Origin of the sequence: Azospirillum doebereinerae (genome assembly GCF_003989665.1) — a bacterium.
Classification (GTDB): domain Bacteria; phylum Pseudomonadota; class Alphaproteobacteria; order Azospirillales; family Azospirillaceae; genus Azospirillum; species Azospirillum doebereinerae.
Genome location: NZ_RZIJ01000001.1, coordinates 363,650 through 384,987 on the forward strand (window position 1 = coordinate 363,650; position 21,338 = coordinate 384,987).

Annotated in this window: 19 protein-coding genes and 1 tRNA gene; 8 read left to right on the forward strand and 12 right to left on the reverse strand. The window is 68.8% G+C overall.

The window, feature by feature from the left end; all coding sequences use genetic code 11:
- Positions 1-106 precede the first annotated feature (106 nt).
- Positions 107-721 carry a DUF2889 domain-containing protein gene (locus EJ913_RS01605; RefSeq protein ID WP_126994180.1) on the forward strand — a complete coding sequence of 205 codons (615 nt, stop codon included), beginning with the start codon at positions 107-109 and terminating at the stop codon, positions 719-721.
- 31 nt (positions 722-752) lie between these two features.
- Here the strand turns inward: EJ913_RS01605 and EJ913_RS32305 are convergent, their stop codons facing one another.
- Positions 753-1,229, reverse strand: a complete 477-nt coding sequence (locus tag EJ913_RS32305) for a ribbon-helix-helix domain-containing protein (protein ID WP_238521899.1) — start codon at positions 1,227-1,229, stop codon at positions 753-755.
- Positions 1,230-1,453: 224 nt separating this feature from the next.
- A complete protein-coding gene (locus EJ913_RS01615) occupies positions 1,454-1,729 on the reverse strand; it encodes a BolA family protein (RefSeq protein ID WP_126994182.1) in 276 nt (91 codons plus the stop codon).
- 175 nt (positions 1,730-1,904) lie between these two features.
- Here EJ913_RS01615 and EJ913_RS32910 point away from each other — a divergent pair, with 175 nt between their 5' ends.
- The 3 genes from EJ913_RS32910 (at position 1,905) to cobT (ending at position 5,591) form a co-directional block, all read left to right on the forward strand.
- Positions 1,905-2,489 carry a J domain-containing protein gene (locus EJ913_RS32910; protein ID WP_126994184.1) on the forward strand — a complete coding sequence of 195 codons (585 nt, stop codon included), beginning with the start codon at positions 1,905-1,907 and terminating at the stop codon, positions 2,487-2,489.
- A 75-nt stretch (positions 2,490-2,564) separates the two neighbouring features.
- A complete protein-coding gene (gene cobS, locus EJ913_RS01625; protein WP_126994186.1) occupies positions 2,565-3,569 on the forward strand; it encodes a cobaltochelatase subunit CobS in 1,005 nt (334 codons plus the stop codon).
- A gap of 153 nt (positions 3,570-3,722) precedes the next feature.
- A complete protein-coding gene (gene cobT / locus EJ913_RS01630) occupies positions 3,723-5,591 on the forward strand; it encodes a cobaltochelatase subunit CobT (RefSeq protein WP_126994188.1) in 1,869 nt (622 codons plus the stop codon).
- A gap of 350 nt (positions 5,592-5,941) precedes the next feature.
- Here the strand turns inward: cobT and rfaE1 are convergent, their stop codons facing one another.
- Positions 5,942-7,390 (reverse strand): D-glycero-beta-D-manno-heptose-7-phosphate kinase, encoded by a 1,449-nt coding sequence (gene rfaE1 / locus EJ913_RS01635; RefSeq protein WP_126994190.1) that lies wholly within the window; start codon positions 7,388-7,390, stop codon positions 5,942-5,944.
- A 116-nt stretch (positions 7,391-7,506) separates the two neighbouring features.
- Between rfaE1 and EJ913_RS01640 the strand changes: the two genes are divergently transcribed.
- A complete protein-coding gene (locus EJ913_RS01640) occupies positions 7,507-8,955 on the forward strand; it encodes a sensor histidine kinase (RefSeq protein ID WP_126994192.1) in 1,449 nt (482 codons plus the stop codon).
- 112 nt (positions 8,956-9,067) lie between these two features.
- A complete protein-coding gene (locus EJ913_RS01645; protein ID WP_126994194.1) occupies positions 9,068-9,256 on the forward strand; it encodes a hypothetical protein in 189 nt (62 codons plus the stop codon).
- 156 nt (positions 9,257-9,412) lie between these two features.
- Here EJ913_RS01645 and EJ913_RS01650 read toward each other — a convergent pair whose 3' ends face one another.
- The 5 genes from EJ913_RS01650 to aroA all read right to left on the reverse strand — a co-directional run bounded on the left by EJ913_RS01650 (position 9,413) and on the right by aroA (position 15,888).
- Positions 9,413-9,880, reverse strand: a complete 468-nt coding sequence (locus tag EJ913_RS01650) for a preQ0 transporter (protein ID WP_126994196.1) — start codon at positions 9,878-9,880, stop codon at positions 9,413-9,415.
- A 212-nt stretch (positions 9,881-10,092) separates the two neighbouring features.
- Positions 10,093-11,736, reverse strand: a complete 1,644-nt coding sequence (locus EJ913_RS01655) for an HD-GYP domain-containing protein (protein ID WP_126994198.1) — start codon at positions 11,734-11,736, stop codon at positions 10,093-10,095.
- Between the two features lie 267 nt (positions 11,737-12,003).
- On the reverse strand, positions 12,004-13,710 hold the full coding sequence (rpsA, locus tag EJ913_RS01660; RefSeq protein ID WP_126994200.1) for a 30S ribosomal protein S1: 1,707 nt from the start codon (positions 13,708-13,710) through the stop codon (positions 12,004-12,006).
- 170 nt (positions 13,711-13,880) lie between these two features.
- Positions 13,881-14,537: a (d)CMP kinase gene (gene cmk, locus EJ913_RS01665; RefSeq protein ID WP_185909670.1), complete on the reverse strand. Its 657-nt coding sequence runs from the start codon at positions 14,535-14,537 to the stop codon at positions 13,881-13,883.
- A 13-nt stretch (positions 14,538-14,550) separates the two neighbouring features.
- Positions 14,551-15,888: a 3-phosphoshikimate 1-carboxyvinyltransferase gene (aroA, locus tag EJ913_RS01670; RefSeq protein WP_126994204.1), complete on the reverse strand. Its 1,338-nt coding sequence runs from the start codon at positions 15,886-15,888 to the stop codon at positions 14,551-14,553.
- A gap of 412 nt (positions 15,889-16,300) precedes the next feature.
- Here aroA and EJ913_RS01675 point away from each other — a divergent pair, with 412 nt between their 5' ends.
- Both EJ913_RS01675 and EJ913_RS01680 read left to right on the forward strand, forming a co-directional pair.
- Complete coding sequence (locus EJ913_RS01675; protein WP_126994206.1) at positions 16,301-16,693, forward strand: TIGR02300 family protein; 393 nt, start codon at positions 16,301-16,303, stop codon at positions 16,691-16,693.
- A gap of 137 nt (positions 16,694-16,830) precedes the next feature.
- Positions 16,831-16,906 (forward strand) — tRNA-Ala (locus EJ913_RS01680).
- Positions 16,907-17,146: 240 nt separating this feature from the next.
- On the opposite strand, the gene EJ913_RS31470 is transcribed toward EJ913_RS01680, so the two are convergent.
- From EJ913_RS31470 to EJ913_RS01700, 4 genes are all read right to left on the reverse strand, one after another.
- Complete coding sequence (locus EJ913_RS31470; RefSeq protein ID WP_185909646.1) at positions 17,147-17,380, reverse strand: glycosyltransferase family protein; 234 nt, start codon at positions 17,378-17,380, stop codon at positions 17,147-17,149.
- A gap of 570 nt (positions 17,381-17,950) precedes the next feature.
- On the reverse strand, positions 17,951-18,565 hold the full coding sequence (locus EJ913_RS01690; protein ID WP_126994210.1) for a hypothetical protein: 615 nt from the start codon (positions 18,563-18,565) through the stop codon (positions 17,951-17,953).
- Positions 18,566-18,633: 68 nt separating this feature from the next.
- Positions 18,634-19,074: a hypothetical protein gene (locus EJ913_RS01695; RefSeq protein WP_126994212.1), complete on the reverse strand. Its 441-nt coding sequence runs from the start codon at positions 19,072-19,074 to the stop codon at positions 18,634-18,636.
- 120 nt (positions 19,075-19,194) lie between these two features.
- Positions 19,195-21,336 carry a PP2C family protein-serine/threonine phosphatase gene (locus tag EJ913_RS01700; RefSeq protein WP_126994214.1) on the reverse strand — a complete coding sequence of 714 codons (2,142 nt, stop codon included), beginning with the start codon at positions 21,334-21,336 and terminating at the stop codon, positions 19,195-19,197.
- Between the last annotated feature and the right edge of the window lie 2 nt (positions 21,337-21,338).

Below are 21,338 nucleotides of genomic sequence, written 5' to 3' on the forward strand. Positions count from 1 at the left end.
ATGCTGCATTGCGGTGGGGTCGGCTTGACCAAAGGGCTGCCCCCACCGATAGTTCCTACGGTCGCAAGGCGGCTCCGCCGCTCGACCGGATGAACCGAGAGTCCCGATGCCCCTGTCCGCCCCCGCCGACCGCGAACACATCCACACCCGCCGCGTCACCTGCCAGGGCTTCCGCCGCGCCGATGGGCTGTGGGACATCGAAGGCCACCTGACCGACGTCAAGAGCTACGGCTTCCACACCGAGGAGCGCGGGCGGCTGTCCCCCGGCGACCCCATCCACCAGATGTGGATGCGCATGACGGTGGACGACCAACTGGTCGTGCGGGCCATCGAGGCGGTGACCGACGACAGCCCCTATCTGGCCTGTGGCTCGATCACCCCGGCTTTCCAGACGCTGGTCGGGTTGCGCATCGCCGCCGGCTGGACCCAGGCGGTCAAGCAGCGGCTGGGCGGGCCGAAGGGCTGCACCCATCTGGTGGAGTTGCTGGGACCGATGGCGACCACCGCCTTCCAAACCGTCTTCCCCATCCTCGCCCGCGAGAAGGCGGCGAAGGCAAAGCAGGAGGGCCGCCCCGCCCATGACGGCAAGGAACGCCCGGTCCTGCTGAACATGTGCCACATCCTGTCGAGCGACGGCGACGTGGCCCGCAAGAACTGGCCCGAGCATTACACCGGCACGGACCGCGAGCCGGCACCGCAGGGAAACGAAGCGGCGGAGTGAGCGCGGCGAAACGTGGCGGACGCCACGCCGCTCACGCCTCCGCCAGCGGCAACCCGCCGAGCGCGCTCTTGCCGCCGGACGCCGGAAACCCCGGATCGCCCGAGGCGTCCGGCGCCGGTTCCGGCTCTTCGGCGGGAAGCTCGAAGGGCGTGCCGATGAAGGGGTCGCTGCCGCCATGGCCGGCGCGGACATGCCCGTCCTCGGTGCAGGCCCGCCGGTAATAGGCCGCGATGAACACGCGCACCGCCGAGGTCAGCGTCACGTCGCTTTCGTCGGTCGCTATGCCACGGCGCCGCGCCTGCTCCTCGATCCGTTCCTTGATCGTGGTGCAGAGCTTGTTGACCGACAACGCCTCCCGACGGCCGATGTCCTCGAGAGCGTCCCACATGGACGGCTCCAGCCGCATGCTCGTGCGGTGTCCGCCGATCATGATGTTCTGGCTCTTCAACGGCTCGACCCCATGCTTGGCGGAGTCCACCCGCTTTTTCTTCGGCCCACGCTTCGCCATTCGCAGCCCCTTCCACGAAGCCACCGGCGGACACGCGAAGTCTGCGTCCGCCCCGGCGCGATAAATGGTTGCATAGGCGGCACTTTACTAAACACAGCGAGAATTGCAACCACGCTCGCGCAACGATTTGTTCCGAAGGCGTAATATATCTACCGCCAGTTGCACGCCTATGTATGCTATTTCTCAGAGGCGGCCCGTCCGAACTCTTGTTCGGGATTTTCTGTTCAGGACCCGGCTTCGGCGGGGGTGCGGGTGGTCAGGCCCAGCGCGTGGACCCGCTCGGCCAGTTCGTCGGCCAGCAGGGCGTAGACCAGCCGCTGGCGCTCCACCCGCGACCGACCGGTGAAGGCGGACGACACGATGGTGACGTGGAAATGCGTCTCGCCCTTGGCGTCGGCCCCGGCGTGGCCGGCGTGGCGGTCCGACTCGTCGACGACCTCCAGCACCTCGGGCGCGAGGTTCTCGGTCAGCTTCTGGCGGATGCGGGCGGCGTATTCCATGGAGTCCTCGAAGGGGTCGGAGGGGACGCGGCGGCGGCGGAACCGGGGCCGGCGTCCCCCCACAGGTGAGTGCGCCGGCCGCCCCCTGTCAAGACGCCGCGCGTACTCTTTGCGGATACCGGAACGCCTCTCCGGCGCGCTTGCCAGAGCGGGCGCCTGTTCCCATACTTGCCCGATGAGCAAGCACCGCGCCCGATCCGCCTACGACAGCCACGCCGCTCCGCGCGGGGCGACGCGCGTCTGCGACCATCCCGAATGCGTCGCGGCCGGCGAGCACCGTGCGCCGAAGAGCCGCGGGACCCTCAACGAATACTGGTGGTTCTGCCTCGACCACGTGCGGGAGTACAACCGCGCCTGGGACTATTACGCCGGCATGTCCACCGACCAGATCGAGGCCGAGGTCCGCCGCGACACCACGTGGCAGCGGCCGAGCTGGCCGATGGGCAAATGGGCGGCGCAGGAGAAATATCTGCGCGACCGCGTGCTGCACGGCTTCAGCTTCGAGTTCGGTCCCGACCCCGGCAAGAGCCGCGACGAGGAGAAGGCGCACCGCCGCCACCACGCCCGCACGGTGGAGGAGGAGGCGCTGGCGGTGCTCGATCTGGCCCCGCCGGTCGATTTCCCCGCGATCAAGACGCGCTACCGCGCGCTGGCGAAGCGCTACCACCCCGACGCCAACGGCGGCGACAAGGCGGCGGAAGAAAAATTGAAAGAGATCAATCTGGCCTACAACACGCTGAAAGCCTGTTATGCTGGGTGACCCACCGATGGCGGGCCGGGGTTTCCCCGTGGCCGCCGGACAACCGACACTCGCTGGAACGTAAGAAGCCAACCCATGCCTTCCCAAGGAGCCACGCAGGCCAGTTCGGCCCTGTTCGACCACAAGCCCGACACGACCGTCTCGGTGCGCGACGTCTTCGGAATCGACAGCAACATGCAGGTGCCGGCCTTCAGCCAGCGCACCGAGCATGTGCCCGACGTCGACGAGGCGTACCGCTTCGACCGCGACACGACGCTGGCGATCCTCGCCGGCTTCGCGTTCAACCGTCGCGTCATGGTCCAGGGCTATCACGGCACCGGCAAATCGACGCACATCGAGCAGGTCGCCGCCCGCCTGAACTGGCCCTGCATCCGCGTCAACCTGGACAGCCACATCAGCCGCATCGACCTGATGGGCAAGGACGCCATCGTCCTGCGCGACGGCGTGCAGGTCACCGAATACCGCGAGGGCATCCTGCCCTGGGCCCTGCAGCACGCCTGCGCCCTGGTGTTCGACGAGTACGACGCCGGCCGTCCCGACGTGATGTTCGTGATCCAGCGCGTGCTTGAGGTCGAGGGCAAGCTGACGCTGCTCGACCAGAACCGCGTCATCCGCCCGCACCCGGCCTTCCGTCTGTTCTCCACCGCCAACACGGTGGGTCTGGGCGACACGACCGGCCTCTACCACGGCACGCAGCAGATCAACCAGGGCCAGATGGACCGCTGGAACATCGTCGCGACGCTGAACTACCTGCCGGTCGAGGCCGAGGTCGGGATCGTCGCCGCCAAGGTGAAGGATTACGGCGACGTCAAGGGCCGCGAGCTGGTGGCTGCGATGGTGCGTCTGGCCGACCTCACGCGGGCCGGCTTCATCAACGGCGACATCTCCACCGTGATGAGCCCGCGCACGGTCATCACCTGGGCCGAGAACGCGCGCATCTTCAACGACGTGGCCTTCGCCTTCCGCATCACCTTCCTCAACAAGTGCGACGAGGTGGAACGCCCGACGGTCGCCGAATACTACCAGCGCTGCTTCGGCGTCGAGCTGCCGGAGACGGGGGTCCAGGCGAACTTCGTCTGATCCGGGTTGTCCTGACGCAATCGCCGCGGCTTTCCCTTGTGTTGGGAAGTCGTGGCATCGCGCGCAAGGATCAACACGGATTTCGCGGACTGAGGTGAGCCTTGCCCGCCACCGTTTGACCACCGCAAAGCTCCAACCCTGAAGACCCCCGCGATGACCCAGCAGAACGACAACCCCGTCGAGGCCTTCAAGCGGTCCACCGCCGCCACGGTGCGCGCCATGTCCCACCGGGCGGAGGTGCAGGTGGGCTTCTCCTCCGACCCGCCGGGCCTCGCCGGCCAGCGGGTGCGGGTGCCGCTTCCGGCGCGCGACCTCAACCCGGCCGACGTGGCCAAACTGCGCGGGGCGGCCGACGCCGTGTCGCTGCGGCTGCGCCACCACGACCCGCTGGTCCACGCCCACCGCCTGCCGCTGGGCGACGCCGCCCGCCTCGCCTTCGACGCCATGGAGCAGGCCCGCTGCGAGGCGCTGGGCGCCCAGCACATGACCGGCGTCGCCCGCAATCTGGAAGCGGCGCTCGACGACAAATACACCCGCCAGGGCTTCGACCGCTTCGAGGACCGCGGGCAGGTCCCGCTCGCCGAGGCGCTGCGCATGATCGCGCGCGAGGCGATGACCGGCGCCCCGCCGCCGCCCGCCGCCGCCCACGCCGTCGACCTCTGGCGCCCGTGGATCGAGGAGAAGCTGGGCAAGGATCTGCGCGGCCTCGCCCAGCACGTCCCCGACCAGGATTCCTACGCCCGCGCCGTGCGCCGGCTGCTGACCGACCTCGACATGGAGGTCGGCCAGGAGGCCGAGCAGGAGGAAGAGGAGCAGGAGTCCAAGGATTCCGCCGAAAGCTCCGAATCGCCCGAGCACGGCCAGACCCGCGGTCAGGACGAGGACGACAGCGAGTCGGAATCGATGGCCTCCTCGGAGATGCAGGACAGCTCCGAGATGGGCGAGGGCGCCGAGGAGGGCGCCGGCGAGGAAGGCGACATGGAGATGGGCGAGGGCGAGGGGGCGGAGGAACCCGCCGGCCCCGGCCAACCCTGGCGCAACGACGTCAACCGCCGCAACGAGGCCGATCCCAACGCCTACAAGGCCTTCACCACCCAGTTCGACGAGGTGGTCGACGCCGCCGACCTCTGCGATCCCGCCGAGCTGGAACGGCTGCGCCACCTGCTGGACCAGCAGCTTCAGCACCTCCAGGGAGTGATCTCGAAGCTCGCCAACCGGCTGCAGCGCCGGCTGATGGCCAAGCAGCAGCGCTCCTGGAGCTTCGACCTGGAGGAGGGCATCCTCGACGCCGCCCGTCTGGCCCGCGTCGTGGCGAACCCGGTCCTGCCGCTGTCCTTCAAGGCGGAGAAGGAGACCGATTTCCGCGACACGGTGGTGTCGCTGCTGATCGACAACTCCGGCTCGATGCGCGGGCGGCCGATCTCCATCGCGGCGATCAGCGCCGACATCCTCGCCCGCACGCTGGAACGCTGCGCGGTGAAGGTGGAGGTTCTGGGCTTCACCACCCGCGCCTGGAAGGGCGGGCAAGCGCGCGAGCATTGGGTGGCGTCGGGCAAGCCGGCCAACCCCGGCCGCCTGAACGACCTGCGCCACATCGTCTACAAGGCGGCGGACATGCCGTGGCGCCGCGCCCGCAAGAATCTGGGCCTGATGCTGCGCGAGGGCATCCTCAAGGAGAACATCGACGGCGAGGCCCTGCAATGGGCCTACACCCGGCTGCTCGGCCGACCGGAGCAGCGCCGCATCCTGATGGTGATCTCCGACGGCGCGCCGGTGGACGATTCGACGCTGTCGGTCAACGCCGGCAACTACTTGGAACGCCATCTGCGGCAGGTGATCGAGCACATCGAGACCCGCTCCCCGGTGGAACTGGTGGCGATCGGCATCGGCCACGACGTGACCCGCTACTACCGCCGCGCCGTCACCATCGTGGACGCCGAGCAACTCGGCGGCACGATGATGAACAAGCTGGCCGAGTTGTTCGACGACGACGACCGCCGAGGGGGACGGCGCAGGCGCTGACCGGAAACGGCCGGACAATCCGCCGACACCCCATGCAGGCCCGATCTTGCGGAAATCCGTTTGGCGACCGGCGCCCCCTACCCCATTCGCTTGCGGGGCAAGAAGTGAGACGGCAAGCAGCAAGGCGGCGGTTTTGGAGTTTTGCTCAACTCCCGCGGGCGCTCCGCCGCACGCCGCCCCCTGAGGCGCGGCAATTCTCGATCGCGAACGAGCCGCGCCGACCGATCGTCTACCAGCGCGCGGTGCCGCTCCGCGCCGAGTCGGGAAACGGCAGGCCGCGCTGGTTCCGCAGATCGAGCGGACCGCCAGGCTGATGCGGCGCGATGAGACGGCGCCCGCCTACGGGCGTCTCAGCCCTTCAGGCGCTTGATGGTGTTGGTCGTGCTCTGTCCCTGGATCAGCTCGGCCAACACCACCTTGCCGCCGTAGCTCATCACGAAATCCGCCCCCACCACCGTCGCGACGGTGTAGTCGGCGCCCTTGACCAGCGTATCGGGACGGAGCGCGCGGATCAGCGTTTCCGGCGTGTCCTCGCCGAAGATCACCACCAGATCGACACAGCCCAACGACGCCAGCACCGTGGCACGCGCCGTCTCGTTCTGCACCGGCCGGCTTTCGCCCTTCAGGCGCTTCACCGAATCATCGCTGTTCAAGCCCACCACCAGCACGTCGCAGGCCGCGCGCGCCTGTTTCAGCAGCGAGATGTGGCCGGGATGCAGCAGGTCGAAGCAGCCGTTGGTGAACCCCACCCGCTTGCCGCGCAGCCGCCACCGCTCCGCCCGCTCCGCCGCCTCGTCGCGGGTCGCGACCTTCTCCTCGCCGTGGCGCCATTCCTGCTCGTGCAGGGCCGACAGCATTTCGGACGTGCGGACGACGGCGGTGCCGACCTTCCCCACCACGATCCCGGCCGCGAGGTTGGCGAGCCGCGCCGCGTCGGTCAGCTCCACACCCACCGACAAGGCGGCGGTCAGCGTCGCCACCACCGTGTCGCCGGCGCCCGACACGTCGAACACCTCGCGCGCCTCGGCCGGCAGATGGGTCGCGTCGTCGCGGGTGACGACCGACAGCCCCTGCTCGCTGCGGGTGGCGACGACGGCGCCGATGCCGCAGGTCTCGATCAGGTGGCGGCAGGCGGCCACGACCTCCGCGTCGGTGCGGACCGGCAGGCCGGTGGCCTCGGTCAGCTCCTTGCGGTTGGGCGTGACGATGCCGGCGCCACGGTAGCGGCGGTAGTCGCGCCCCTTGGGATCGACGACGACCGGCTTGCCGGCCTCGTTCGCGGCGGCGATGACCTGGACGACCAACGCGTCGGTCAGCACGCCCTTGCCGTAATCGGACAGGATGACCCCGCCAACCTCGGGCAGCGCGCGCCGCACCTGCTCCAGCACGCGGTCGGCGGCGGTGATGGGGACGACCGTCTCGGCGTCGGTGCGCAGAAGCTGCTGCTGGCCGGCGATGAAGCGGGTCTTCACCGTGGTCTGGCGCCCGGCCTCGACGACGATGGACTCGCCATCGCTGACGCCCTCGCGCTTGAGCAGCGCCAGCAGGTCGATCCCGACCGGGTCCCCGCCGACCACCGACACGAAGCGGCAGGCCGCGTCCAGCGCCACGAGGTTGGCCGCCACGTTGCCGGCGCCACCGAGCTTGGGCAGTTCGCGCTCGATGCGCAGCACGGGGATCGGCGCTTCGGGCGACACCCGATCCACCGAACCATAGACGAAACGGTCGAGCATCACGTCGCCAAGGCACAGCACGTTGGCGCGGGACAGGGTGTCGATGTGACGGACAAGGTCGCTCATGGCCCTTGTCATACCAATCCGCAGGAGCGGACGCCAGCACCGGCTGATGACGCGGCGGGCGCCCAAGCGTAGGATGCGGCGGTTCGCCACAGAGCCGCCGAGCCGTCCTCCGCCCCATGCGCCTGCCCTCCATCGCGACCAGCCTGTCGGCCAAGCTTCTGGTGCTCACGATCCTGTTCGTGCTGCTGGCCGAGGTGCTGATCTACACGCCCTCCATCGCGCGCTTCCGCATGAGCTACCTGGAGGAGCGGTTGGCCGCCGCCCACATCGCCGCGCTGTCGGTCGAGGCCGCGCCCGACTTCATGGTGACCAAGCAGCTTCAGGCCAAGCTGCTGGCCTATGCCGGGACCCACGTCATCGACCTGATCCAGCCCGACGCACGGGTCTACATGCTGTCCCGCCCGATGCCGCCCGAGGTGGACGAGGTCTTCGACCTGCGCGCCGCCGGAAATTGGGCCCTGATCGCCGACGCCTTCCGCGCGCTGACCCAACCGCGCGACCGGGTGATCCGCGTCATCGACCGCTCGCCCAAGGACCGGGCCCAGCGGGTCGAGGTGACGATGGACGAGCGGCCGATGATCGACGCGATGCTGGATTTCTCGCGCAGCATCCTGGCGGTGTCGGTGGCAATCTCGCTGATCGCGGCGGGGCTGGTCTTCGTGACCCTGCACGCCCTGCTGGTGCGCCCGATGCGGCGGCTGACGGCCGGGGTGGTCGCCTTCCGCCGCGACCCCGACGGCGCCCCGCCGATGGTGCCGGAGACGCGCGGCGACGAGATCGGCGTCGCCGGGCGCGAGCTGGCGGCGATGCAGGACACCGTGCGCGCCGCGCTCCGCCAGCGCGAACGGTTGGCGGCGCTGGGCACCGCCGTCGCTAAGATCAACCACGACCTGCGCGGCATCCTGTCCACCGCCTCCCTGCTGTCCGAGCGGTTGACCGAGAGCGCCGACCCGGAGGTGCGGCGGGTGACGCCGCGCCTGATGGCCTCGCTGGACCGGGCGGTCGAACTGTGCGGGCAGACCCTGTCCTTCACGCGCGACGGCGCCCTGCCCCTGCGCCGGACCTCCGTCGATTTGCGGGCGCTGGTCGAGGACAGCGGCGCGCAGGCACTCGATACCGTGCGCCCCGACGGCGCGCGGGTCGAGGCCTGCTGGAGCAACGGCATCCCGGAAGGGATCGTCATCGCCGCCGACGCCGCGCAGTTGACACGGGCGCTGGTCAACCTCGGCCGCAACGCCATCCAGGCCGGGGCCGACCGGGTCGCGGTCGCCGCAGAGCGCCGGAGCGGGCCGGATGGCGCGATCCTGACCGTGACCGTGACCGACAACGGACCGGGCCTGCCGCCACGGGCACGCGACCATTTGTTCGAGCCCTTCGCCGGGTCGGCACGGGCGGGGGGCGTCGGACTGGGGCTGACGATCGCACGCGAGGTTCTGCGCGCCCATGGCGGCGATCTGCGGCTGGTGGAAAGCACCGCCCGGGGCAGTGTCTTCGCCCTCGACCTGCCAGCAGGTGCTGCCAGCGATGCGTCTTCTGCAACGCAAAGGTCGTTTGTGTCGCATTGATTTCTGCGCTGCACTGCCGCAAAGTCCCGGCAAACCGGAAGCGTTAGTCCTATCCCATTCGGAATAGCCCCGAGCGCTTCGCGCAGCCTCGTTTTCGAAAGGAATCCGTGACGTGAAAGCAATCGCTAGCTGGGTGTCGCCCGTCCTCGCCGGCATCATGGCCTTCGTCGGCCTTCTCGCCTCGTCGCGCGCGGCCGACAGCGCCTTCGCCGTGGGCGGGCTGCTGGTGTTCCTGGGCTGCGTGGCCTACATCTTCTCGGCCATCGGCCGTCATTACGACCGCCTGGACGCCGCGCACTGAGTTTCGTTTCCGGTCCCGCGCTTTTCCCGCGGGATCCGCGCCTCACGGCGCGTGATGCCATGGCTTGACGCCGGCATCGTCGCTTTCCTTCCTCCCCGCGACGGTTTCGCGGGGAGGAGGAAGCCAAACACCGTCAACGCATTTGCCCGAAGGCGTTCACGCCACCACGGGCGTCCGGCCGTCGCGGGCGCGCATCAGCAGCCAGACCGCCGACACGCCCAACAGCTTCGAGGCGAGGCTCGCGGCCCAGACGCCCGGCTCCCAGATGTCGAGCATGCCGAAGAACAGCGCCGTGTCCACCGGCACGGACAGGCTGGCGCTCAGCCACAGGCGGTCGCGCAGGGGACGCTTGGTGACGGTGAAGACCGCCCAGTCGATCAGTTCCGACACGGCGAAGGCCGCGACGCTCGCGGTGGCGACGAAGGGGTCGGCCAGCAGGTAGGACAGCACCGTTCCGCCCAGCATGGCGGCCAGCGCCCAATGGCCGAAGCGGACCTGCACCATGTCGCGCAGGACGAAGACCAGCCCGACCCAGCAGGACCAGACGAGGTCCAGATGCGGGAACAGGCTGAAGGCGTAGTTGATGGCAAGGATGCTGCCAATGTAGGCGGCGAGCCAGATCATGATCCCAGTTCCTCCGGAAGCGGCCCGCGGCAATACGGGCGCCGATGACCGGAGCAGACCCGCGTGAATGCGAGCGCCCCGAAGCCGCCTGTCCTAACAGATCGGACCGAGCGGTTGAAGCGGGGGGATAAAGGTTTCTGTGGAAATCGGCGGGAAAGGCGCGAAGCGGCATTGGGAAGGGGGCAACCGCAAGCATATCCATGCAGACCGGATCACAGCGCCTCGGCCCGCCCGCCGAACAGGGCGCGCAGCTTGCGCCCGATCAGGCCTCCCAGCATGCCGTGCTGACCGCCGGATTTGGGGAACCAGCCGGGATCCTCGGCCTGGAGCCGGCGCACCACGGTGACGAAGGCATCGACCACGCGCGGGTCGAAATCGCGCCCCGACCGCTCCACGATCCAGCCCAGCGCCTGCTCCACCGGAACGGCGCCCCGGTATTGCCGGCTGGTGATCAGCGCGTCGAACACGTCGGCCACCGCCATGATGCGGGCGCCGATGGGGATCGCGTCGCCCTTCAGCCCCTCCAGATAGCCCGTGCCGTCGTAGCGCTCGTGATGATAGCGCGCGATCTCCGCCGCGATGGACAGCAGCGAGCGCCCGCGCAGGGCCAACGCCGCCTCCGACAGGATGCGGTGGCCGATCTCGGTGTGGCGGCGGATCGCCTGCATGTCGTCGGTCGCAAGCTCGCCCGGCATGCCGAGCGTCTCGTCCGACACGCTGAGCATGCCCACGTCGTGCAGCAGCGCCGCAAGACCGACCTTCTCGACATAATCCGCGTCCAACTCGTCGCCGAACTGGCCGCGTTGCAGCAGCTCGCGCGCGATGGCGCCGACCAGCTTTTCGACACGCTGGAGATGACCGGACGCCGCGTTGTCCTTGTATTCGGCGAGCGACCCCATGGCGAGCACCGTCGCCTTCTGCGAGGTGTTCAGCTCCTCGAACAGCAGGGCGTTCTCGAAGGCGATGGAGCATTTGTTGCGGAACAGCTCCAGCAGCTGCCACTCGCGCGCCGTGCCGTCGTTGCGCCCCTCGACGTAGATCATGCCGGTGATGCCGCCGTTGGCGCGCAGGCGGAGCGCACAGAAGTCCGGCTCGACGATGGTCTCGCTGGCGGGGGTCAGGCGCGCCAGCGCCGCCTCCACCCGCGCCTCGCCCAGCGCCTCGACCTCCACGTCCCTCCAGGCGGAGAAGCGGCCGGTGGAGGCGCGCACGCGGATCTTGCGGTCGCGCGGCAGCGTGTCGCCCTGAATGCACAGCAGGGCGTGGTGCCCGATGCCGAGCAGACCGACGACGCGCGGTAGGATGTTGGGGAACAGGGTGTCGGGCGTGCGCAACTCCAGCAGGCCGGTGGTCGCCACCAGCATGCGGGCCAAGCCCTTGCGCCCCGCCGCCAGCGCCTGGAGGCTGGCGAAGACGCGCAGTTGCCCGACCACCAGAATGCGCAGGGCACGGGCGGTCAGCTCCGCCTTGGCGCGGCAGTCGCCGATGTCGGAACCGGCGGTCACCTCCGCCTCGCTCACCGCGCCGGGATCGGCGGGGCAGAGGACCAGACGGGTGCGCTGGTTGCCCAGGACGTCGCGGATGTGGGTCACGAGGTCCAGCCCGGCGCGCGAGGTTTCCAGCGCCACCTCCAGCAGGACCAGGGCGATGCCCGGATGGTCGTACAGCGCCTCGCGCGCCTCGGCCGCCGTGGCCGCGCCCATCGGCTGGACCGCCGCGCCGTCGACGCTCACACCGGCCAGCGCCTCGCGCACCGTCGCCAGCAGGGCGGGATCGCCGTCGACGATCAGGATCTTGAACGGCGGCTTGGGCGGGGTGGAACCGGCGTTGTCCGGCCGGACGTCGTTGTGAGGCATGCCGATCCCGATGGTTGCGCGAAAACACGACGTTCGGGATTAAAATACGCGCAGCAGACAACTCTTTCAACCGATGACGGCGCTCCGTATGAGCGGTGCCGCGCGCCAAAGGGCCGCATCCCCACCGCTCTCTCGTTGGAGGAACGGCCCGAAAACGGAAAGGGCCGCTCCCCGGTGGGAAGCGGCCCTGCCCTATACTCTCACCCGGTCATCGAAGGCCCCCGGCCGCCCTCCGCGCAAGGCGGAGAACGGACAGGCGCCGTCCGATCACTCGTCGTGCTGCTGCTTGCGCTTCAGCGCGGCGCCCAGGATGTCGCCCAGCGAGGCGCCCGAGTCCGACGAACCGTACTCGGCCATCGCCGCCTTCTCCTCTTCCATCTCGCGGGCCTTGATGGACAGCGAGATGCGGCGGGAGCCGCGGTCGATCTGGGTGACCTTCGCATCGACCTTTTCGCCGACGGCGAAACGCTCGGGGCGCTGCTCGGAACGCTCGCGGGACAGGTCCGACTTGCGGATGAAGCCGGTGTAGCCCTCGCCGACGGTGACTTCGATGCCGCCGTCCGTCACCTGCGTCACGGTGCAGGTCACGACCTCGTTCTTCTTCAGGCCGGCCGTGGCCGACTCGAAGGGATCGCTGGCCAGCTGCTTGATGCCGAGGCTGATGCGCTCCTTCTCGACGTCGACGTCGAGAACCTTGACCTTGACGCGGTCGCCCTTCTTGTACTCGGCGATCGCCTCTTCACCCGACTTGTTCCAGTCGAGATCCGACATGTGGACCATGCCGTCGATGTCGCCCGGCAGGCCGACGAACAGACCGAACTCGGTGATGTTCTTGACCTCGCCTTCCAGCTCCGTGCCCTGACCGAACTTGTCGGTGAAGGTCTCCCACGGGTTGTCCAGGCACTGCTTGAGTCCCAGGCTGATGCGGCGCTTCTGCGGATCGACGTCCAGGACCATGACCTCGACTTCCTGAGACGTCGACACGATCTTGCCCGGATGGACGTTCTTCTTGGTCCAGGACATTTCCGACACGTGGACCAAGCCCTCGATCCCCGGCTCCAGCTCCACGAAGGCGCCGTAGTCGGTGATGTTGGTGACGCGGCCCTTGAACCGGGAGCTGACCGGGTACTTGGCTTCGACGCCTTCCCACGGATCGGCTTCCAGCTGCTTCATGCCGAGGCTGATGCGCTGGGTTTCCGGGTTGAAGCGGATGACCTGGACCGTGACGGTCTGGCCGATCTGCAGGGCTTCCGACGGGTGGTTGATGCGGCGCCACGCGATGTCGGTGACGTGCAGCAGGCCGTCGACGCCACCCAGATCCACGAACGCGCCGTAGTCGGTGATGTTCTTGACGACGCCCTGGAGGATCTGGCCTTCCTTGAGGTTGGCCACCAGCTCCGAACGGGCCTCGGCGCGGCTCTCTTCGAGCACGGCGCGGCGCGACACGACGATGTTGCCGCGCGAGCGGTCCATCTTCAGGATCTGGAAGGGCTGCGGCGTGCCGAGCAGCGGCGAGATGTCGCGAACCGGACGGATGTCGACCTGCGAACCGGGCAGGAAGGCCACGGCGCCCGACAGGTCGACCGTGAAGCCGCCCTTGACGCGGCCGAAGATGACGCCGGTGACGCGGCTCTGGTCGGTGAAGGACTTCTCCAGCAGCGCCCAGGCTTCTTCCCGCTTCGCCTTCTCACGGCTCAGCATCGCCTCGCCGTTCTTGTCTTCCATCCGCTCGAGGTAGACTTCGACGGTGTCACCCGCCTTCAGCTCGGGCGGCTGGCCGGCGACGGCGAATTCCTTCAGCGCGACGCGACCTTCCGACTTCAGGCCGACGTCGATGGTGACCATGTCGTTCTCGACGGCGACGACGCGTCCCTTGACGACCGTGCCTTCGAGCGACTCGGCCGCGCCCAACGACTCGTCCAACAGAGCCGCGAAGCTTTCCTTTTCGACCGTGCGAGCCAGTGCTTGTGCCATTGAAACTCCTAAAGGTGGCGCAAAAGCAATTCCGTTCCGGTCCCGTCCGCGGCAATACGGGTGGGACCTCGACCGAACCGCCGCGCCGGGCACCACGCCCGGCGACTTGGTTGATGGTTTTCCGTGGAGGGTTTCAGACCCGCCCGCTCCGAAGCGGCCCTTGCCGGCGCTTACGCCGTGGGCCGCAATCCGGTCTTCGAGCCGATGTGAGCGACCGCCCGTGCGAACACCTCGTCGGCGTCGAGAGCGGAGGTATCAAGCACAAAAGCGTCGACAGCCGGACGGAGCGGGGCCACCGCTCTCTGGCTGTCACGCGCATCACGAGCCTTCATGTCCTCCAGGACGTCGGACGGTATAGCGGGAATCCCCCGATTCCGCAACTCCCTCAGTCGGCGTTCGGCGCGGACCTCGACGGAAGCGGTAACGAACAGCTTCGCGTCGGCCTCGGGGCAGACCACCGTTCCGATGTCGCGCCCGTCCAGCACGGCCCCCGGCGCGCCGCCCGGCGGGTGCTGGGTGAAGCGGCGCTGGAAGTCGAGCAGCGCCGCCCGTACCTCCGGCACGGCGGCGACCTTGCTGGCCGCCTGCGCCGCCTCGTCGGTGCGCAGCGCGACCTCGCGCAGGATCGGGTGGTCGGGGTCGAGCGCGTAGGCGGCCTTGGCGGCGGCCGCGTTGTCCGCCGGGTCGCCGCCCTCGCGCAGCACCGCGACGCCGACGGCGCGGTAGAGCACCCCGGTGTCGAGATGGGCGAAGCCGAAGGCGTCGGCGATGCGCTGGGACAGCGTGCCCTTGCCGCTGGCGGCCGGGCCGTCGATGGCGACGACGATGGGGGTCATGGCCTCAAACCTCGTCGATGGTGGCGCCCAACCCGTTCATCAGCGCGACGAAACCGGGGAAGCTGGTCTCGATGAAGGCGCCGTCGTCGACCTGGACCGGCTCGGCCGACGCCGTGCCCAGCACCAGGAAGCTCATGGCGATGCGGTGGTCCATCGCGGTGGCGACGGTCGCCCCGCCCTTCGGCGCGCTCCCCGTGCCATGAACGATGAGGCTGTCGTCGGCCCCGACCTCGACCGACACGCCGCAGCGGGTCAGCCCCTCGGCGACCATGGCGAGACGGTCGCTCTCCTTCACCCGCAGTTCCTTGAGGCCGAGCATCACCGTGGTGCCCTCGGCGCAGGCGGCGGCGGCGGCCAGCACCGGGTATTCGTCGATCATGCTGGGCGCCCGGTCGGCGGGCACCACGACGCCCTTCAGGCGGCTGTGGCGGATCCGCAAATCGGCCACCGGCTCGCCGGCCTGGTCGCGGCGGTTCTCGAAGGCGATGTCGCCACCCATCTCGACCAGCGTGTCGAACAGGCCGGTGCGGCGCGGGTTCATGCCGACGTCGTTCAGCAGCACCTCCGAACCCGGCCGCAGCAGGGCCGCCACCGCCGGGAAGGCGGCGGAGCTGGGATCGGAGGGCACGTGGATGGTGCGACCGGTCAGCTCCGGCTGGCCGACGACGGTGACGGCCAGCGCGCCGTCCTCCAGCCGCTCGGTGGTCACGGTGGCGCCGAAGTGGCGCAGCATCAGTTCGGTGTGATCGCGGGTCGGCTCGGTCTCGATCACCGTGGTGGCGCCGGGGGTGTTGAGCCCGGCGAGGATGATCGCCGACTTCACCTGGGCCGAGGCGACCGGCAAGCGGTAGGTGATGGGGATCATCGATTCGCCGCCGACCACGGTCAGCGGCAGCCGGCCGCCCGACCGCCCGACGAAGCGCGCGCCCATCTGCGCCAGCGGCGTGGTGACGCGGGCCATCGGCCGCTTGTTCAGGGAGGCGTCGCCGGTGAAGACGCAGGTGATCGGGTGCGCCGCGACCAGCCCCATCAGCAGCCGCGCGGCGGTGCCGCTGTTGCCCATGTCCAGCACCTGCGCCGGCTCCGCCAGCGCGCCAAGCCCGACGCCGCGCACGCGCCAGACGCCGTCGGCGTCGCGCTCCGCCTGGGCGCCCAACAGGCGCATGGCCGCGGCGGTGTGCAGCACGTCCTCGCCTTCCAGCAGGCCGTGGATCACGGTTTCGCCCACGGCGACGGCGCCCAGCATCAGGGACCGGTGCGAGATCGACTTGTCGCCCGGCACACGGATGGTGCCCTTGAGCGCACCGGTGGACGACGAGCGCAGCGGCTTTGCCTGCGACATGGAATGAGGCCCTCGGACATGAAACGGGTTCGGCCGGAGTACCTACCACAGGGCCGCGCGCGATGCGAGGGATGCCGCCCAGGCGGGACGAAAGGACCGCAAGGGAAAAGAAAAAGGCCGCCCGAAGGCGGCCCGAGGTCTGGGAGGAAACCAAATGGAGGAGTTGCACCGTGTGCAAGACCCGTTCTAGCGACTTATGGTTAATGAGCGGTGAAGGCAACTCCTGTCGGAACGGGATAACCCCTTGGCGCAGGCTTGGGAAAGCGGCCTCCCTGGAGCGGCGGTTTCGCTTCGGCTTCCGGGCGTTTCCGCCCTTCGCAGGAGGGCCTCAATGTTTTTTTTGACAAGCGCTCGCTGCCATGGCAAAGGGCGCGACTTAATAATCCCTGGAATCTGTGACGGAGGACGTGGCGTGGCCAAACCCGAATGGGGCGTCAAGCGCATTTGCCCGAGCTGCGGCGCTCGTTATTACGACATGCGCAAGGACCCGCCGGTCTGCCCGAGCTGCAACGCGCAGTTCGATCCCGAAGCCTTGCTGAAGTCGCGCAAGGCCCGCCCCGCCCCGGTCGACGACACGAAGAAGGCCGTGGTCGCCGAGGACGAGGACGCGGAGGTCGAGACCGAGGAGAGCGAGACCGCGGAGCTCGACGAGGCCGAGGACGGCGTGTCGGTCGACGACATCGAGGAGGCTGAGGACCCGGCCGAGGACGAGGACGACGTCCTGATCGAGGACACCTCGGAGTTGGGCGAGGACGACATGGACGAGGTCGTCGACGTCGAAGGCGAGGACGAGGAAGAGCGCTGACGCGGCTTTTCCCGGTGGCGGCGGGGTGGTTGGAAAAAAGCGGTGATGGAACGATTTTTTCGCTTGCATCGCCTCGGTTCCTGGCTAATATCCCGCTCCACCAACGCCGGTCGGAAACGACCAGCACCCAGGGTTTCGGGGCCATAGCTCAGCTGGGAGAGCGCTACAATGGCATTGTAGAGGTCAGGAGTTCGATCCTCCTTGGCTCCACCAAATCCGGTCAAGCAATTGACCCGACAGAAAAACCGGCTCCCTCGGGGGCCGGTTTTTCCGTTTGTGGCACGGGCTTGTTGCGGACCACCGTCCTCGACCGGCCTTCCGGCCTGTGCCTCTCCTGCGGATATAAGGTGGCCCACCGGGCCTCAGCGTTCGCCCGACCTGATCAGATTGAAGAGGCACCCGACCCAAGAGGGAGGGGTCGACCGGAGTGAGGCAACCCATCGGTCAGCTTCCTCACACCGGCAGCAATCGGCGGCGATCCCCCTCCACCACGGATGACAGTTCATGCGCCACGCGCTCGACAACGGCGCGCCAGTCACCCGGCCGCTCCTGGCGGAAGAGGCGCAGGGTCGGGTACCAAGGGCTGTCCTCGCGGTCGAGAAGCCAGCGCCAGCAACCGTCGAAACGGGAAAGCACCCACACCGGCTTCCCCAACGCACCGGCCAGATGGACGACGGAGGTGTCCACCCCCGATCACCAGATCGAGCCCCGCTATGATCGCGGCGGTATCGGCGTAATCCTGAACCCCGCCCATGGGGTCGAGGAGTTCCATCCCAGCCGGCGGGGTCTCCGCCTAGCTGGATGCCAACCCCTTTTGCAGGCTCACCCAAGACAGCCCGGGTATGCGGAACAACGGGGCGAATTGGCTCAGGGCCACGCTTCTCCGCAGGTCCATCCTTCGGTCGGCAGCGCGCCCGAGACGGGGGTCTCCCGCCCACACCAGCCCGCTCTCAATGTCCCCGATACCGGGATGAGCGAGTTCCACGACCGCACGGCGCCGGATGGCGGCAGGTAGGGGATGGGCGTCGGGTTGGTTTCCAGGATCACTCCCAAGCGGCCCATCAGCGACATCAGGGAAATCCAATAATCGTAAACGGAGCAACCGGCTCCAACAGGGCGATCCCAAGCGCGATATGTTCGCCAGCCATAGTCCCTCGGCAATCCGCCCAGGGGTTTTACGGTTCAAAGCAAAAACCTTGGCGCAGGAAACGCGTCAGGGCTTGGGAGTCGTTTGGACTTGGTCTCAACCGCTCGGGATCAGCGCTTCACCTCGGACACGTTGAGCAGATAGAAACTGCCCATGTTGTCGAGGTATTGCTGGTAGAAGAAGCGCCACTTCTTGCCGTTGCGGACGCCGACCAGCGTCACCTTGATGTTGTCGGTGGCGCCCGGCGCGGTCATGTACTGGGACTTGTGCAGGGTGGTGGCGTGCATGCGCATGCCCTGCCGCAGGCCCGCCTCGTCGATGCGGCCGTCGGCGGTCTGGAGGTTGCCGTGGGAGGCCGAGAAGGTGCCCCCGCCATGGTCGCTGAACCCGAAGGAACAGCCGTCCATGGCCGGCGTGAACATCACGTCGGCCTCCTTGTCGAGCACGACCAGATGCTTGAAATCCTGGTCGTAGGGCAACCAGTAGGCACTCCAGCTTCCCGCCCCGCCCTGGTTGCGCAGCGACCAGACCTCCACCGGCTTGGTCTTGAAGCGCGAGATCATGCCCGTGCCCTTGCGCTCGCAGGTGAAGCCGTCGTTGCTGAGGGTGAAGTCCTTGACCCCGGCGATGCGGTAGCCCGACTGGTAGGCTTGGTACTGGACCAGGATCAGGTTGTTCTTGAGGAAGCTGTCCGGGTTGGACACGAGATCGGCGATGTTCGGCAACGGTCGCTCTCCATCGGAACGGGTGCTGGTCGTTCGGGCGCTGGTTGTTCGGGCGCTGCGGCCCGGCTTCAGATGACTCCGGTCACCGAACGGCGGTAGCTGGCCTCGGTCTCGCCCGAGGACAGGAACCAGTAGGGCTTCATCAGCGCGAATTGCTGGTTGTTGTCGCGCAGCAGGACATAGGCGCAGTAGACGGTGCCGTCGGACGGGCGCTGGTAGGCGGCGATCCAGGGGTTCTGCTTGGTGCCGATGTGCTTGGCGTGGCCAAGCTTGCGCTCGATGTCGTTGCGGTAGCCGACCAGCTTGGCGGCGTGGCCCTGGCGGAACGGCAGGGCGGCAAGCTGCTGATAGTTCTGGAGGAGGGGCGGATTGCCCTCGCCCTCCTCGGCGAACCATTGGGCCACTTCCATGTAGTCGTTGGCGCGGGCGTTGGCGCGGTCGTAGCGCGCCTGGGTCTGGCCGGCGGTGTGGCCGGCGGCGGCCTGCTTGAGAAAGCTGATCAGTCCCATCTGCGGTGCTCCATACAGAGGCTGGAATGGACGTGGCCGCATGCATACGGAAAGCACGCGGCCGGTGTCTGTGTCGGTCATCACTCGCCCGTCCGCCCACCCCCTTCGAAGGAGGCGCCGTCAGACCGCCGCTTCGGCTTCCGCCGGCGCGGCCAGGGCGGCGGCGGTGCCGCGCCAGCGCAGGACCAGGCAGGTGATGTCGTCGGATTGCGGCGCCCCGGCGGTGAAGCGGGCGACGTCGGACAGCACGCCGTCCAGCCCGTCGCGGGCCGTGGCCGCGGTCAGGCGCCCCACCGCCTGGACCAGCCGGGCGTCGCCGTACATGACGTCGGAGTCGTTGAACGCCTCGGTCACGCCGTCGGTGAACAGCACCACCATGTCGCCGGTCTCTAGGATCAGCGACTTCTCGGCGTAGGGCATGTCGGGCATGGCGGCCAGCGCCATGCCGGGAACCCGTTGCAGTTCGGCCACCGTGCCGGTCCCCGTCATGCGCAGCGGCGGGTTGTGGCCGCCGTTGGAGAAGGCCAACTCGCCCGTCGTCAGGTCCAGCTCGCCGTAGAAGACCGTCACGAACATCATCTGCTCGTTCTCGGCGGCCAGCAGGTTGTTGACCCGGCGCATGGTTTCGGCCGGGCCGACGCCGGACTCGGCGATGGCGCGCAGCATGGTGCGGGTGATCAGCATGAAGAAGGCCGCCGGGATGCCCTTGCCCGACACGTCGGCGATGACGAAGGCGACCTTGGTCTCCGAGATCGGGAAGAAGTCGTAGAAGTCGCCGCCGACCTCCTTGGCCGGGATCATCCGCGCGGCGATGTCCAGCTCCGCCAGATCGGGGAAGACCTGGGGCAGGATGGTCAGCTGCATGGTGCGGGCGATCTCAAGCTCCTGCTGAAGGCTGATGAGCCGCCGCTTGTCGGCCAGCGCGTCGCGCAGGTCGCGCACCATCTGGGTCAACTGCACCTGCTGGGTGCTGACCCGCGTGGCCAGCCGCGAGAAGCCCAGAGCCAGCAGCCCCAGCTCGTCACCGACGCCCTTGGACTGGGAGGATTGCGAATCGTGGGTCTCCGCCTCGATCTGGCTCAACTCGTCGAGCAGGCTCTGGCGGGCCTCCTCCTCCAGCGTCACGGCCAGCGCCTCCATCTGGCGGCGGATGAAGCGCTGCTGGCGGCGCAGGCGGCGTTCGCGCTGGCCGGCGGTGCGCTCGATCTCGCGCATCACGCCACGGAAGACGTCCACCGCCCCGGCGATGCGGCCGATCTCGTCGTTGCCGCCGGGAAGCTCGACGTAGCCCATGGCCCGGCCGCGCGCCAGCTCCTGCAAGGCCCCGACCGCGCTGTCGAGCACGGCGAAGTTGCGCCGCAGATAGCCGTAGAGCAGCCCCAGCGCGGTCAACAGCACCAGCCCGACCGCCGCGACGTAGGCGATGGACCACAGGGTGCGCTCCTCCACCGCCTGGGTGACGTCTGTGGCGATCAGCACGGTGGCGACGCGCCCGCCCGCCAGATCGGCGACCGGCAGGCTGGCCAGCGCGTAATGGCGCCCGGCGCTGGAGAACGTCTCCATCGCCCGGTCCGCCGGACGGACCAGCGGGCGCACCGCCGGCCACAGCGGGTCGGTCGTGCCGTCGAGCGGTGCGCCGTTGCGCGCCACCGCGAAGATCCGCGCTCCGGTGGTCCGGCGCAGCACGTCGAGCGCCGCCGAGAAGTCCATGCCGGCCACCGCCGCGCCGACGGCACCGCTGCCGTTGGTCGCCCCGCCGGCCCCGGCGCCCGCGTAGATCGGCGCCCCGGCCACCACGATCAGCCGCTCCCCGTCCACCATGCGGACGCCGCGCGCCAGACGCTGGCCGGACAGGATGGTGTCGAGCGTGGCGCGGTTCAGCAGCGGCGCCGGGTTCAACGCGGGGTCGGAGCTGTAGAGCAGGTCACCGCCGTCGGACAGCAGGTTCAGGTCGGTGATGGCGTTGCCGGTGCCGCCGCTGGGCGGCAGCGCCGCCATGCGGCGGTCGAGCGCGTTGCGGTCGTCGGCCTCCAGCCCCCGCGCGATCTCGGGATCGCCGACCAGCCGGCCCAGGCTCTGGTCGATGCGGCCCGCCGCCTCCGCCACGGCCAGTTGCCAGGAGGTGCCGAGGCGCGCCAGTTCGAGGTCGCGGGCGCGCTGCTCGGCGGCGTCCTCGCGCAGGCCGGCGAAGCCCAGGAGCAGCCCGGCCACCACCGCGACGGTGGCGAGGACGAGCAGGATGATGCGGGTCTGAAGCAGCATTT